The 14,141-nt window shown below is 62.7% G+C and carries 15 protein-coding genes; 8 read left to right on the forward strand and 7 right to left on the reverse strand.

The features are described 5' to 3' along the window. Positions 1-64: 64 nt before the first annotated feature. A complete protein-coding gene (locus PGC08_RS08560; protein ID WP_226838845.1) occupies positions 65-733 on the forward strand; it encodes a hypothetical protein in 669 nt (222 codons plus the stop codon). Here PGC08_RS08560 and PGC08_RS08565 read toward each other — a convergent pair. From PGC08_RS08565 to PGC08_RS08580, 4 genes are all read right to left on the reverse strand, one after another. Then, the gene (locus tag PGC08_RS08565) at positions 703-1,941 is read right to left on the reverse strand and encodes an oleate hydratase (protein WP_271709959.1); all 1,239 of its coding nucleotides are present in this window, start codon (positions 1,939-1,941) and stop codon (positions 703-705) included. The two genes, PGC08_RS08560 and PGC08_RS08565, sit on opposite strands and share 31 nt — an antisense overlap. 128 nt (positions 1,942-2,069) lie before the next feature. After that, positions 2,070-2,411 carry a hypothetical protein gene (locus tag PGC08_RS08570; protein WP_096146845.1) on the reverse strand — a complete coding sequence of 114 codons (342 nt, stop codon included), beginning with the start codon at positions 2,409-2,411 and terminating at the stop codon, positions 2,070-2,072. Between the two features lie 545 nt (positions 2,412-2,956). Then, on the reverse strand, positions 2,957-3,598 hold the full coding sequence (locus PGC08_RS08575) for a hypothetical protein (protein WP_271709960.1): 642 nt from the start codon (positions 3,596-3,598) through the stop codon (positions 2,957-2,959). 134 nt (positions 3,599-3,732) lie between these two features. Beyond that, complete coding sequence (locus PGC08_RS08580) at positions 3,733-4,311, reverse strand: HhH-GPD-type base excision DNA repair protein (RefSeq protein ID WP_069599980.1); 579 nt, start codon at positions 4,309-4,311, stop codon at positions 3,733-3,735. A 55-nt stretch (positions 4,312-4,366) separates the two neighbouring features. Here PGC08_RS08580 and PGC08_RS08585 point away from each other — a divergent pair, with 55 nt between their 5' ends. The 6 genes from PGC08_RS08585 to PGC08_RS08610 all read left to right on the forward strand — a co-directional run bounded on the left by PGC08_RS08585 (position 4,367) and on the right by PGC08_RS08610 (position 9,485). Beyond that, positions 4,367-4,747 (forward strand): YchJ family protein, encoded by a 381-nt coding sequence (locus PGC08_RS08585; RefSeq protein ID WP_226833658.1) that lies wholly within the window; start codon positions 4,367-4,369, stop codon positions 4,745-4,747. A 188-nt stretch (positions 4,748-4,935) separates the two neighbouring features. Continuing rightward, positions 4,936-5,394, forward strand: coding sequence for a DUF2087 domain-containing protein (locus PGC08_RS08590; protein ID WP_271709961.1), 459 nt, complete (start codon positions 4,936-4,938; stop codon positions 5,392-5,394). A gap of 59 nt (positions 5,395-5,453) precedes the next feature. Continuing rightward, complete coding sequence (locus PGC08_RS08595) at positions 5,454-5,963, forward strand: phosphoribosyltransferase (protein ID WP_009885022.1); 510 nt, start codon at positions 5,454-5,456, stop codon at positions 5,961-5,963. Positions 5,964-5,976: 13 nt separating this feature from the next. After that, the gene (locus PGC08_RS08600) at positions 5,977-7,281 is read left to right on the forward strand and encodes a carboxylesterase family protein (protein ID WP_271709962.1); all 1,305 of its coding nucleotides are present in this window, start codon (positions 5,977-5,979) and stop codon (positions 7,279-7,281) included. Between the two features lie 97 nt (positions 7,282-7,378). Further along, the gene (locus PGC08_RS08605) at positions 7,379-8,461 is read left to right on the forward strand and encodes a winged helix DNA-binding domain-containing protein (RefSeq protein WP_271709963.1); all 1,083 of its coding nucleotides are present in this window, start codon (positions 7,379-7,381) and stop codon (positions 8,459-8,461) included. 7 nt (positions 8,462-8,468) lie between these two features. After that, entirely contained in the window at positions 8,469-9,485 is a 1,017-nt protein-coding gene (locus PGC08_RS08610) for a diacylglycerol/lipid kinase family protein (protein WP_271710056.1), read from the forward strand. Here PGC08_RS08610 and PGC08_RS08615 read toward each other — a convergent pair. Genes PGC08_RS08615 through pdxS form a run of 3 tightly spaced genes read right to left on the reverse strand, consistent with a single transcriptional unit; the run spans position 9,482 to position 12,547 of the window. Further along, positions 9,482-11,077, reverse strand: coding sequence for a helicase HerA-like domain-containing protein (locus PGC08_RS08615; protein ID WP_271709964.1), 1,596 nt, complete (start codon positions 11,075-11,077; stop codon positions 9,482-9,484). The two genes, PGC08_RS08610 and PGC08_RS08615, sit on opposite strands and share 4 nt — an antisense overlap. 10 nt (positions 11,078-11,087) lie before the next feature. After that, positions 11,088-11,669 (reverse strand): pyridoxal 5'-phosphate synthase glutaminase subunit PdxT, encoded by a 582-nt coding sequence (pdxT, locus tag PGC08_RS08620; RefSeq protein ID WP_271709965.1) that lies wholly within the window; start codon positions 11,667-11,669, stop codon positions 11,088-11,090. Then, complete coding sequence (gene pdxS / locus PGC08_RS08625) at positions 11,666-12,547, reverse strand: pyridoxal 5'-phosphate synthase lyase subunit PdxS (RefSeq protein ID WP_009885016.1); 882 nt, start codon at positions 12,545-12,547, stop codon at positions 11,666-11,668. Before pdxS ends, pdxT begins: the two co-directional genes overlap by 4 nt. A gap of 144 nt (positions 12,548-12,691) precedes the next feature. Here pdxS and pdxR point away from each other — a divergent pair, with 144 nt between their 5' ends. Then, the gene (gene pdxR / locus PGC08_RS08630) at positions 12,692-14,122 is read left to right on the forward strand and encodes a MocR-like pyridoxine biosynthesis transcription factor PdxR (RefSeq protein ID WP_009885015.1); all 1,431 of its coding nucleotides are present in this window, start codon (positions 12,692-12,694) and stop codon (positions 14,120-14,122) included. The last annotated feature ends 19 nt before the right edge of the window (positions 14,123-14,141 follow it).

The following is a 14,141-nucleotide window of genomic DNA, read 5'->3' on the forward strand; positions in this document are numbered from 1 at the left end:
CCTGTGGGTACTATGTGTATGGCGTTGTCGACGCAGTGCCGTTCCCTGATTCGAAAGCAGGCCCATGTATCGGAGTCTCCTCCTGGCATCCGTGGTGGTGCTGGGTCTGTTCCTCTCCGGATGCTCTGCGCTGCGCATCAGCACCGCTGAGGGCGATTCGAAGCCGATCGCCGTCGGTATCGATGACGGCTCCGAAGCGCAGCCGTCGCAGGATTCCGAGACTCCTGCGATCCCGTCCGGCATGTCTCAGGTGACGGCTGATCTGGGCCCGGAGTGCCCGATCAAGGTGCAGCTGGCCATGGATGGGCAGTGGAACGATGATCTCGCCTACGACAGTTATCAGCTCTACAGCCGCGACAACGGTGCCATCATCACCGTCAACTGCTATGAGGCCGGCGACGACACGGCACAGTCCGTCGTCGCCTCGGCCCAGGAACAGACCTTCGGTGAGTCCGGTTCGAGCATTCTAGAAGAGAAGACCGGGACGGTGACCGGTGGTCAATACTGGACAGTCCACGGGTTGCTCGCAGGCCAGGAGGTCCGAGCCATCGACCAAACCGACTCTGTGCTCTTCGGTGCTGTGGCCGGGATCTCCGACAACGGTCGACTCTACAAAGTCAGCGTCGAAATGGTCACGCTTGCCAGCGACGAAACCACTGCTGAACTCTTTGCACAGATGCTGCCGACCGTTCGTTTCGCCGATCAGGGTCTCGATACGCCGGCTTTCTCCTGAGCCGGTACGTGCTGTGCTCGTGCGCGCCGTTTCAGCAGCTCTCGGGCCGCGATCCTGCCAGCGCGAGTCGCACCGACGGTTGAGCTCGCGGACCCGTAGCCGACGAGGAAGATTCGACGGTCGTCTTTGACCGCGACCTCGGTCTCCATGGAGATTCCCCCGTCGGGTGTGCGCAGACGCAGCGGTGCCAGATGGTTAAGAGCGGCCCGGAAACCGGTGTTCCAGAAGATGACATCGACCTCTTCGACACGTTCGTCTTCGAAAGGCTGCCAGGATTCGGGCAGCGCCAGGTGATCGCTTGCCGAGGGACCAAGCCCCTCCGAGGTGGACTGTTCTTCGGCGGACTGCCCCGGGAAATGGACTCCATGAGGCATGATCGCGTCGATCATTCCGCGTGAGACGAGCACACCGGATTCGACGCCGTCGAGAAAGTCCTGGCGGACAGGAAGTCCAGTGCTGCGAACGACGCTGGCTGGGGCGAGGCCAGCCAATGTGCGAGACCGCACGGCTCGTTCAACCTCGAGGCCCCAATTGCCGTCAAACTCCCGTGAGGTGAAATTCGGGGGACGACGGGTAGCCCACAAAGTCTCGGTGACCTTCGCCAGCTCGAGCAGGAACTGTGTGGCAGAGATGCCACCGCCGATCACCAGGGTCCGCAGTCCTCGGAAGTCCTCGACGTTACGGAAGTTCGCTGTGTGCAGTTGCCGGCCCTCGAATTCAGCGATGCCCGGGACGAACGGAACGTACGGATGGGTCCAGGTTCCGGTCGCGTTGATCAGGTACCGGCTTGAGAGTTGAACACGTTCACCATCGATATCTGCCGTGATCTCGAGAGGTCCGGAGCCGGGGGTGGGGGATTTGACCGTGACCACCTCGGCGGGGCGGACGACGCAGAGTTCGAGTTCACGTTCGAAACGCGAGTAGTAATCGGAGACCACCGCCGAGGCGGGTACTGAGGGGTCTGGCGTACCCAGTGGAAAGCCCGGTAGATCCGCCACGTGGTTCGTTGAACCCAGCGTCAGGGAATCCCATCTCTCGCGCCACGCACCGCCGGGCCCAGCTCCGGCGTCGAGGATAATGAAATCCTTTCCCGGCACCAGCCCGTCGCGCCATAGATAATGAGCTGCCGAAAGACCAGCTTGACCTGCGCCGATGATGACAATCGGCCAATGGGAATCGACGAGCAACTCCGAAATGCGGCACACCATGTGGCCATTGTTTCAGGTTCCTGCCGTATTTGCCCTGGGAGGTTGGTGGAGTTGTTTCCGCCCCTTGTGAACGACGGTCAGGCCTTCTGCCTTCGGGCTGGATTGAAGATCTGAGCTGAGGGTGAAGATCAGTTGCAGTCTGGACCCTGTGGGTTCATGTAGCAGTCCTCGTCGACGAGATAGCGGTGGTAGCGGTAGACATCGATGGAGATCTCGTTGCTTGCTACGTGTGCAAAACCGTCGATGGGCAGCCAAGGTCCACCGTCCACGGAGAATTCCCCGCTGAACGTCGCGGTCATGTCGACAGTCTTCGCTCCTGTCTTCTGATAGTCGTGTCCGATCTGCGGTTCGTCGCCGGGGCGTGGCTTGGATCCGGTCTTCGTCGTTGTCCCGCCGGTGTCGTCGCCGAAATCCCAGTAGAACTTCTCAGGAGTGACCTTGACCGTAACGGCGTATGTCAGCAGTGTCATATCGATGTAGCTGGTGTCTGCATCGGTCCAGAAGGCAGCCGGTTTGCCGATGACGGACCAGTCCTTGGGCCAGGCATGAATCGTCGGAGCTGGTATGTCGAAAGTCTGAAACTGGGACTCTGGAATCCGGGTGGGTGGTTCTGGCCTGACGGGTGCACCGCCGCCGCCCCCTCCGGGACCGGGGCCCGGACCCGGGAGGTCTGCACAGATATGTCCGACTTCCTCGAGAATGCAATCGGGCATATCGGCCCCGTCGCCTCCGCCGTCGCCTCCGCCGTCGCCTCCGCCGGAGCCTCCTCCGGAGCCTCCTCCGCCTGAACCGCCACCTCCGGAACCGCCGCCACCAGAGCCACCCCCGCCAGAGCCGCCGCCGGAGCCTCCGCCCCCGCCGCCAGGTCCCGGGGGAGGGGCAGGGGCAGGCGGCTCGACGATTTTGCAGTTCCCGGACTTCTTATCTAGCCAATAGCAGGCACTTGCTGGTGCCTCTGCAACTAGCACAAGTCCAGCCATAAGCATCGCGCTGAGTGTTGCAAGCGTCACGAACTTCATGAAGCGCATTGTTCCCTGATCCAAGTCTGTTTTGCGACCTTCCAGGAGTCTTCTTTAAAGCGAATTGTAAACTCGAATTCAGGGTTGCTTGTATCACTTTCGGCCGGAGCGGAGTTGTCAGGATTCTCAAAATGGTAAGTCTCTGAAGGGCTGCATGCTTGAACGCTTACCTGATGAACAGTCTGCTCGATATCGATACTGCTGACTGTGATCCGTTCTATAGTGACCTCGCCAACCATGGTGGTTGATTCATCCACCATCGTTTCCGCGGCTTTTTCTACCTCGTCTAACGACTCATCTGTTGCAATTTTCTCCACGCCCTTCAGGCTTTTTCCGCCAGATTCGTACAGGGCGTTCGTGAATGCGACAAAATCGTCCAACGCAACTAAAGCCCCTTCTACGGCTTCTGTCTCCTCTGAGCTCAGATCAAGGTCGGTTTCGTAGGAGGGGATTGTGGGTCGCGGGTCAGCGGCCGGTGACGCCGTTGAAGAGTCTTTGGCAGGCAGGGTTGAGGTCGGCGCGGCTACGGGGGAATGGTCTTCGCATCCTGACAGCAATAGCGGCACTGAGAGTGCAGCGGTCAAAGTCAGAGCTGTTGCAGCTCGAACGCGGACACGTCTGCCAAGTCCGGTTTTCATTCCACGCCTCTGTGGTAGATAACTCCGGCGCCGATGTATCAATCACGCCCGGAATCCCTACATTATGCGAGAACCGTGACTTTGAGAACAGGCGAAGTTGAATCTGTGGATAACCTGCCCGTCAGTGGAAGGGCCTACTTCTTGGCTGCTTTCGCGGCTGCCTTCTGCTGCTTCTTGAATGCCCGGACTTCCAACAAGGTGTCCTCATCGACCACGTCGGCGATGGAGCGACGGCTGTCTTCCGCCCCGTAGTCGCCAGCAGCCTCTCGCCACCCCTCGGCGTTGAAATCGAACTGTTTGCCGAGGAGAGCTAGGAAGATCTTCGCCTTCTGCTCTCCGAATCCCGGCAGTTTCTTCAGGCGTTTGAGGACTTCCGGTCCTGTCGGATCGCCCGAGGTCCAAATCGCAGCTGTGTCGCCGTCATATTCGTCAACGATCTCCGTCGCCAGCTTCTGCACTCGCGTTGCCATCGACTTCGGGAAACGGTGGACTGCCGGCTTGATTGAGAACTTCTCCAAGAACTCGTCGGGCTCCATCTCAGCAATGTCAACGACATCCAGCTTGCCCAGACGTTCAGCAAGCTTCGCCGGGCCGGCGAATGCGACTTCCATCGGCACCTGCTGGTCAAGCAGCATGCCCATCAGCAGGGCAAAGGGGTCATCGGCCAGAAGGGCGTCGGCTTCGGCATTGCCGGAGAGGAATACTGAACTCATTCGTCCATAGTGGCACGTAACCTGCTTGCAAGCACCTCAGAGATACCATCGAAATATGATCTGCCCCTGCTCCGGAATGCCACCCGGCACCGACTACGACAACTGCTGCCGTCCCGCCTTGGATGGACAGGCTTGGCCGACAACCGCCGAGGCACTCATGCGCTCCCGCTACACCGCATTCGCACGCGGACACGAAGACCACCTCTTTCGCACCTGGCACGCTAAGACGCGGCCCAGCGACATCGGCGTGGATGCTGACACCGAGTGGCTGGGCCTGGAGATCGTGGACACAACCGGGGGATCGGAATCCGACGAAACAGGAACGGTACGTTTTCGGGCAACCTACCGGGACCACCTCGGCGAGCACACACTGGAAGAGAACTCATCATTCGTCCGCAGGGCGGGCCGGTGGGTATATCTAGACGCCCTCGACTGAGCGGGCTTCGCACGCGCTGGACTGTGTCTATACTGTTGGCAGCGGCGTATCCATCGCCCAGCCACGGTCGTGATCCCAGCTCACCGATCAATCGGCGAAGGGGAGAGAATCCTCGGACGAACCTGTCACGGTGATCTCCTGACCAGGTTTCGTGCTGGGGGAGACTTGGTCGTTGAGGAACGAACGCCATGACCAAGCACAAAGATTTCAAACAGCTCGTCCGCCACCGTATGTCCGTGACCGGGGAGAACTTCACCTCCGCTCGTGCGGCTCTTCTCGACGATCAGAGCCGCCACAGCGCAACAGCGACCGACCCCGAGACGGAGGCATTCAGGGCCAAAACGCTGAGAACATTCATGCGCGAGGGCCGACTGGAATCAATTCCCACGAAGCGCAAGGCGCTCGTCGTGATCCTGCTTGAGCTGCTCGCAGCCTTCGATGCTGACAGGGCCTACAGCGAGAAGGACGTCAACTCGATCCTCAGCGCCTTCCACCCGGACTTTGCACGTCTGCGGCGGGAACTCATCGACTACCGGTATTTGGAACGCAATGCTCACACCGGCCAGTACTGGGTGAACTCGGCGCTGCCCGAGCGCCGAGGCAACCAGCTCCAGGAGACAGCCGTATTCGAGGAGTTTCTGCGCTGAGTCGGCAACCGCGTATCCTTGAAGCTCGGGTCAACACCGGGCAAACACAAGGAGCATCCATGGGCCAGGCATACCACGCCGATTCGACCGATCTCAACGACAAAGAGATCCTCACGTGGGACACATTCGGTACGTCGGCCAGGGAGATGGCACAGACCATCGCCGACTCCGACTACGACCCCGAGATTGTCATCGCGATCGCCCGTGGCGGCCTGCTGCCAGCCGGGGCACTGGCCTATGCGCTCGGCCTCAAACTCTCCGACGCCATCAACGTCGAGTTCTACACCGATGTCCACGAGACTCTGCCCGACCCGATTCTTCTGGCCCCGATGCTCGACATCGATGCCATCAAGGGCAAGAAGCTGCTCGTCGTCGACGACGTCGCGGATTCGGGCCGCACGCTCGCACTCGTCCTCGAGCTGCTCAAGAAGCACGGCGCCGAAGCTCAGTCCGCAGTCATCTACGCGAAGTCGGCATCCATCATCGACCCGGACTTCGTGTGGAAGCGCACCGATCAGTGGATCGTCTTCCCATGGTCGGCCGAGCCACCGGTCGTCGCCTCCAAATAGGCAGCAGACGGTGATGCACGATTGGCGGGATGTCGACGCCCCGTGCGGTCGGGTCAGAGCCTACGTCGACGGCAAAGTGATCCGTGCACGGGGCATTCGCTTTGCCCGCGCGCAGCGGTTCGCCCATCCCGTCGACGAGCCACCCGTCGAGACCATCGACGGCAAAGACCCCGGCCCTGGAAGCCCGCAGTACCGCCGAGATCCGAACGCGGGAATGACCTTCGACCAGCTCGGCGGCCTTCCCACCAGCGAAGACTGCCTGCGGGTGAGTGTGACCATGCCCTCCGAGGCGGGTGGACACGACTCCGAACTCCCCGTGCTCGTGTGGATCCACGGCGGTGCCTACGTCGCCGGTGCCGGAGATGCGGATATCTACGATCCGCACATCCTTGTCGAAGAACAGAACATCATCGTCGTCTCAGTCACCTACCGCCTCGGCGTGCTGGGGTTCTTGGGCACGGGCAAACCCGAACATTCCAATCTCGGTCTCCTCGACCAGATCTCGGCCCTGCGCTGGGTTCAGCGCAACATTTCCGCCTTCGGGGGAGACCCCAGCAATGTCACAATCGCGGGACAGAGCGCAGGTGCCGACTCCTGTGCACACCTCATGATCGCCCAGGCGACCGAGGGTCTCTTCCACCGTGTGATCTTGGCATCAGCACCCCTGGGACTTGCCGGTGGCACCGAACCGATGAACTGGGCCATGGCGAAGGTCGCCGAGAAGATTGACCCCGACGCCAGCGTCGCAGACATCCTGGCCGCGCAGGACGAAGTGCACAAGGCCGCCATGGTCGGTGGACTGCACGCAGGCATGTGCTTCGGCGTCCACTACGGGGACTACCCGTTGCCGGCGAAGTCCGACACCGGAGCCGCATGGTCAGAAGCCGCACGCAAATACGACGTGCTCATGACCCGCACAGAACGCGAGATCGCGTTCTTCGCCGGTTTCGTTCCCGCCTTCCGACGTCTGCACAACCGGCATCTGACCTCTCCGATGCTTGAATCGCTGATCTCGGGCATCACCTCGGCGGTGTACACGCGTGCGGCCAAGGAATTCTACGATCGCCACCGCATGTCGGGAGGCCAAGGCACACGCCTCCTCATCGTCTCCCGCGGAGATGGCAGCTTCTTCGATGCCGCGCATTCGGGCGACCTTCCGCTGCTGTTCCCCGGCGACGTCTGGCACGACAGCTTCCTCGACTACGGTGAGACGGCACAGATCGCCGGCCCGGAACTGCGCACCATCTGGGGGCGCTTCGCAACCTCCGGTGCCCTGCCACGGGTTCCCGTGCCCGGACTCATCGACATTCTGGGCTGAATTCGGGCCGAATCCAGGTCAAATCCGGGTCGGTGAAGAGCCCGAACCCCGACAGTTGTTTCCCACTGGGGTCAGTGCCGTGGACTATCGTGAAGTCATGGACTCACACGAAGTCTCGGCTGCCCGACTGATCGCCCAAGGACTCACCGATTCGTCGCACTCCACGAGTGCCACGACGCTGTCGGTGGTCAGCCATCTCGGCTGCGTCCAGGCTCAGGCTCTGGGAGGTGCACTGGTCTCGATCGCTCTGCGCACCGGCACCTCGGTCACAGCCGTCCGTGAGGCCATGAACGCCGGAGACATCGTCAGGACGTGGACACAGCGGGGCACAATCCATCTGGTCGCCGCCGAGGATCTCGGATGGATTCTCCAACTGACGGGACAGCGCACACTCAAAGCCGTGGCAAAGCGGCGCGAGGTCTTCGGCATCACTGACGCGATGGTCGATTCCGCCGCACTACTGGCCGAAGAGACGATTCGTGAGCGCGGTCCGGTCACCCGTCAGGAACTGCTCGATGCCTTTGCACCACTGCAGGCGGGCAAGGAATACGGGCACGAACGCTACCTCATCACCACCCTGGCCCTGCGCAACATCATCGCCCAAGGTCCAATGGTCGAGGACAAGGACGACATGAAGTACGTCCTCACCGCGGACTGGATCCCGAACCCTGTCGATCTCGACGCAGAGGCGGCCCTGCACGAATGGATGCGACGCTATGTCCTCAGCCATGGGCCCGTCACAGTCGACGACGCCGCACGCTGGACCGGGCTGCCCAAGACCCCGGTGCGCCAGGCCCTTGCCGCTGCCGTCGCCGAGACAGAGATCGTCGAAATCAGCATCGACGGCCGTAACTATTACCAGGCGCCCGATCTGGACGATCGTGTGCACGAGAACCGCAAGCAGGCCAGCGAACTCCTGCTGCTGCCCGGCTTCGACGAGATCATTTTGGGATACAAAGACCGCAGCGCCACCCTCGACCCGACACACGAGAAGCTCGTCGTCCCCGGCGGCAACGGCATGTTCAAGAACACTCTCATCCACGGCACCCGAGCGCGGGCAACATGGAAGCGTTCACCGCGCAAGACCGGGCCCCGCCTGATCATCGAACCCTTCGACGACGAAACCGTCGACGTCGCCCGCGCCGAGGTTGTGGCCGCCACCCACCCAGCCTTCGTCTGAGTCAGTGATGAAGGTCGGAATCCTCATCAATCCCAAACACGGGCACACCATGCGTGCCTACAGCGAACTTGTCGAGATCATCAGACGAAGTCACACCAGGTATCGCAGTGCCACAACGACAAAGCAGTGGCCAGGTGTCGAGCAGGCCTCGAAGCTGCTTGACTGGGGTGCCGATCTCATCGTCATCCTCGGCGGCGATGGCACGCTGCGTGTGAGTGCTCCGGTGCTGGCGTCGGCGAATGTTCCTGTCCTCATCATTCCGACCGGAACCGCAAACGTCCTGTCCAGGCACCTTGGGATCAGGTCGACTCGGCAGGCACTGCAGCTGGTCCAGAAGTATTTGGACTCACCGTTCGCACCGCGTTGCGGGGTGCCCGTCAACGTCGCTGACTGTTTCACCGAGGCGGGCCCACGACGCGAGCATTTTCTGTCGCTGGCTGGGATCGGGGGAGACGCGCGGGCAGTCTCCGGGCGCACTCGACTCCCGACAGGTCTCGGATGGGGAATTCTCGGCTATGCCTATGGCGCCGGACGGGCACTCTTCGCCCCATTGATCAGTGCGCACCTGACCACTCCTCAGAGCTCCGGTCCACCGAGGCAGAGCCCCGGTGGACATGCAGCCCCGGGGGCGGAGTCGGATTCGCAGCCAAATGAGCTTCCGCTCGAGACCACGACTGCGAACTATGTGTGGTCGGTCATGGCCTCGAAGACGGCACGACCAGCCGGCCCGATCCCGGTGTTCGACCGCGCGAGGCCCACCGCCGCGAAATTCGAGCTTCTCGCCGTGGAGCTGAGCACGACGAAACCCGGCGACCGCCTCGGCGAATGGGCACTCATCGGGTGGAGCTGCGTGAACCGACGTCCGGCGGCTCACGCAGCGATGCACTACTGGCAGGGGACCGAAGCCAGCATCACCCTTGATGATCCGGCTCCGGTCCAACTCGACGGCGACCTCATCGGGGACTGCCGTCGGCTGGACCTGCGAGCCGGAACGACCGCACTGACGATCATCACAGCGAATTAGCGTCGACGACGTGAGGTTCCGAAGATTCCGCGTGTGATCTCTCGGACTGCGGTGCGAGTGAACTGCTTGAACGCAGAGGACTTCACGACCTTGGAGAACATGCTGTCCTCCTCCTTCTGGCCCGCCCCCGAGCTCGATCGAGAATCCGACCGTGAACCTGATCCGGACTGGGATCCCTGCGACGAGTCCTCGGGGAACGCCACCTTGTTTCCGGCCGCCTGCTCCTCGTCGTGGGCCTCGGAGCCGGACTCCAGGCGCTTCGTGAGAATCTCACGCGCCGACTCATTGTCGATGGCGGTCCCGTACTTCTCGTGTTGCGAAGATGCCGCGACGGCCGATTTGATCTCGTCCTCGGACATCGGACCCATCTGCGACTCGGGCGCGCGCATCCTCGTGGGCGCCACGGGCGTGGGTGCACCCTCGGGGTCCATCACCGTCACGACAGCCTCGCCGATGCCCAGCGTCGTCAGCAGCGATTCGAGATCGTAGTCGGACTTCGGGAATGTCTGCACGGTCGACTTCAGAGCCTTGGCATCGTTGGGAGTATGCGCCCGCAGCTGATGCTGAATGCGCGAACCCAATTGGGCGAGCACATCTTCGGGCACGTCCTTCGGTGTCTGCGTGACGAAGAAGACGCCGACTCCCTTGGACCGGATGAGACGCACGGTCTGCGTCACCGACTGCAGGAACGCCTTCGACGCATCGGCGAAGAGGAGATGGGCCTCGTCGAAGAAGAACACGAGCGAGGGCTTGTCGGCATCGCCGACCTCCGGCAGATCCTGGAACAGGTCGGCCAGCAGCCACATCAGGAACGTGGAGAACAGTGCCGGTGACTGATTGAGCTTCTGCAATTCGAGGACCGAGATGATGCCGGCCCCATTGTCGTCGAGGCGCAGCAGGTCCGCGGTGTCGAACTCGGGTTCGCCGAAGAAGACATCGCCGCCCTGTGCGGAGAGTTCGGAGATCTTGCGCAGGATGACGCCGACGGTGGCCTTCGACGCCCCACCGATGTCCTCGAGATCGGCCTTGCCCTCATCAGAGGTGAGGAAGTTCAGCACGGCCCGCAGGTCGGAGAGATCGAGGAGCGCAAGCCCGGCGGTGTCGGCGTAGTGGAAGACCAGCGAAAGCACGGATTCCTGCGTGTCATTGAGCTCGAGGACCTTCGACAGCAGGATCGGTCCGAACGAGGTGACCGTGGCCCGCAGCGGAGTCCCCAGTCCCGAATCTCCCAAGGTGTAGAACTCGGTGGGGTTGGCCGAGGCATTCCACTCCTGCCCCGAGGCCTCGAGACGCTTGCTCAACTTGTCGGAAGGTTTGCCCGCGGCACCGATGCCCGAGAGGTCGCCCTTGATGTCAGAGGCGAAGACCGGAACACCGGCGCGGGAGAGCTGTTCGGCCAGGACCTGCAGGGTCACGGTCTTGCCGGTGCCCGTTGCTCCGGCAACCAGACCGTGCCGGTTGAGCATCGACAGCGGGATCGAGATCGGGGTGTCCTTGTCGGGCTCATCCTCGTTCAGCGCCACCCCCAATTGCAGTGTCGGAGCATCGAAGGTGTATCCGGACTTGAGTTTCTGCAGCGTCTCGTTTGTCATGGTTCAATCTTTACACGGTCACGCTGGGGCTGTGCAGGAATTCTCTGTGGATCCTGGTATCGGCACCGAGTTCCGGGTGGAAGCTGCCGCCCCAGATATTGCCCTGCCGCACCAGCACCGGTGAACCGTCGTGCTCCGCGAGGACCTCGACATCATCCCCGTGTTCCATGATCTGCGGAGCACGGATGAAGGTGGCTTCGAAGTCTTCGGCGAACCCGCTCACATGGACGGGGGTGCTGAAGGACTCACGCTGCCTGCCGTAGGCGTTGCGGGCCACCGTGATATCGAGCCCGCCGAGGCGGTCGAAGCCGTCCAGCGAATCATCCGTGAGTCGATCGGCGAGGAGGATGAGTCCCGCACACGTGCCGAAGATCGGCAGACCGGACTGGATCTTGTCACTGAGTGTGGGGAAGAGTCCGGATCCGGCGGCAATGCGGACCATGGCCGATGACTCGCCTCCGGGCACGATGAGCGAATCGATGGAATCAAGGTGCTCGGGCCTCGTGACCTTGCTGGAGCTGACCCCCAGGGAGTCGAGCACGCCGAGGTGCTCGCGAAAGGCTCCCTGGAGGCTGAGGACGCCGACTCTCACCAGCCGCGCTCTGCCAGGCGGTGGGGTGCAGCGACGTCGGTGACATTGATGCCGACCATCGCATCGCCGAGCCCACGTGAGGCCTTCGCAACGGCGATGGGATCGTCGAAGTGAGTGGTCGCCTCGACGATGGCCTTGGCTCGTGCCTCAGGGTTGCCGGACTTGAAGATGCCGGAACCGACGAAGACGCCGTCAGCGCCGAGCTGCATCATCATGGCCGCGTCGGCGGGAGTGGCGATGCCGCCGGCAACGAAGGTCACGACGGGCAGACGTCCGAGGCCTGCGACCTGCTTGACCAGCTGGTACGGGGCTGCAATCTCCTTCGCAGCAACATAGAGCTCGTCTTCGCTCTTGGCTCCCAGCGCCCTGATCTCGGAGTTGATGGTCCGCAGATGGCGCATCGCCTCGGAGACGTCGCCGGTGCCGGCCTCACCCTTCGAGCGGATCATCGATGCGCCCTCTGTGATGCGGCGCAGGGCCTCGCCGAGGTTGGTCGCACCACAGACGAAGGGAACCTTGAAGACGGACTTGTCGATGTGATTGACGTAGTCGGCGGGGGAGAGGACCTCCGATTCGTCGATGTAGTCCACACCGAGGGTCTCGAGGATCTGTGCCTCGACGAAATGTCCGATCCGGGCCTTGGCCATGACGGGAATCGACACGGCGGCCGTGATGCCGTCGATGAGGTCGGGGTCGCTCATCCGGGCCACTCCGCCCTGAGCGCGGATGTCCGCGGGGACGCGTTCGAGCGCCATGACCGCCGAGGCGCCGGCGGCCTCCGCGATGCGGGCCTGCTCCTCGTTGACGACGTCCATGATGACGCCGCCCTTGAGCATCTGTGCCAAGCCGGTGTTGAGCAGGGTCTGTGTCTGAGTCATTGGTGTGGTGCTTTCCGTTCGAGGTGTGCCTGATGGAGGCGAATTGATTGGTGAGAACGGCCGTTCACCACAAGACTAGAACGACCGGTGGCCCAAGAAGAGTGCCAGAAAGTATGAAAAGTTTTAGGCCAGTATGATCGTGTCATGTCTCCAGCTCAGCCGACGCACCCCGCAGCCGCCCCACCAGACGTGGTCCTGCCGCGGGCCGACGGGATCGCACTGTCCATCGCGATCGACCGCGAGACGTCGACTCCGCTGCCGGATCAGCTGGTGGCCGAGATCAGACGACTCATCGCTGCCGGGGCCGTGCGCCCGGGAGAGCCGGTGCCCGCCAGCAGACGCCTGGCTGCCCATCTTCATGTCTCCCGGGGGACTGTCGAGACCGCCTACGCCCAGCTCGTCGTCGAGGGTTTTCTCATCACTGCCGAGCGCTCGGCCACACGGGTGAACCCGGAGCTGCCGAGCACTCCGCGAGCGTCCGGGCCACAGAGCCGTCCGCCCCAGGTGCCCCGGCGCCGGCTGCGCAGCTTCGTCGACCTGCGTCCCGGGTTCGGAGGTGACAACCCATTGCAGGAACCGGCCTTCCGGAGAGCCTGGCGTGATTCCCTCGACCTCGATCCCGGTCCGATCGATGCGCTGGGACAACCGCAGGCCAGGTGGGCGATCGCTGATCACCTGCGCCTGACTCGGGGGATGAGCGTCGATCCCGACGACATCATCCTCACCAGCGGATCGAGAGACGGGCTGCGCCTGCTCCTGACAACGGGCGTTGACGGCGCCATCGGCGTTGAGAACCCAGGGTTTCCAGGCCTGCGACAGGCAATGACCGATCGTGAACTCATCCCCATCGACACGGCGCACCTCTCCGGTGCCGCTTCTGCCCACCTCGGCGCGGTCGTGGTGACTCCCAACCATCAGTTTCCGCACGGAACCACGATGCCCATCGACCAGCGGGTCAGACTCCTGGAATGGGCACAGGCCGCCGGCGTCATCGTCATCGAGGACGACTACGACAGCGAGGCCCGGTACGCCCGCACCGTGGTGCCGACTCTCTACGACCTCGCGGTATCGACCGATGCCCCCGCCCAGGTGGTCCACATCGGCACGTTTTCGACTCTGCTGACCTCGGCCGTGTCCACCGGGTACATCATCGCCCACGGGGAGCTGGGGAAGCGCTTGAGCCGGATGCGCACCGCCTTGGGGCCGGCGTTCTCCCCGGTCATGCAGTCCGCGATCGCGGCCTATCTCACCTCGGGAGGGCTGCGCCGCAGAATCTCCCGGGGTCGACGCAGGATCAGAGCCGCCGAGGCGGTCCTGGCCCAGATCGGTGAGGTTCCCGGTCTTGTCCACGAAGGTCGCACCCTCGTCATCGAGACGAGCGCGCACACGGCAGCACGGCTGCGCACCGACCTGGCCGAGCGCGGAATCCTCGTGGCATCGTTGGCGGCCGGTTGGAGTGCCGACAGTGATGTCCGGCACGGAATCGTCATCGCCCACTCCAACGTCGAAGCGACCGTGCTGCGTCAGGCGCTGGAGACGGTGCAGTCAATGCTCAGTGAGGCCGACCACCGGTGACTTTCGTACAGGGTCGGTT

Origin of the sequence: Brevibacterium sp. BDJS002 (assembly GCF_028201555.1) — a bacterium.
GTDB classification, from domain to species: Bacteria; Actinomycetota; Actinomycetes; order Actinomycetales; family Brevibacteriaceae; genus Brevibacterium; species Brevibacterium aurantiacum.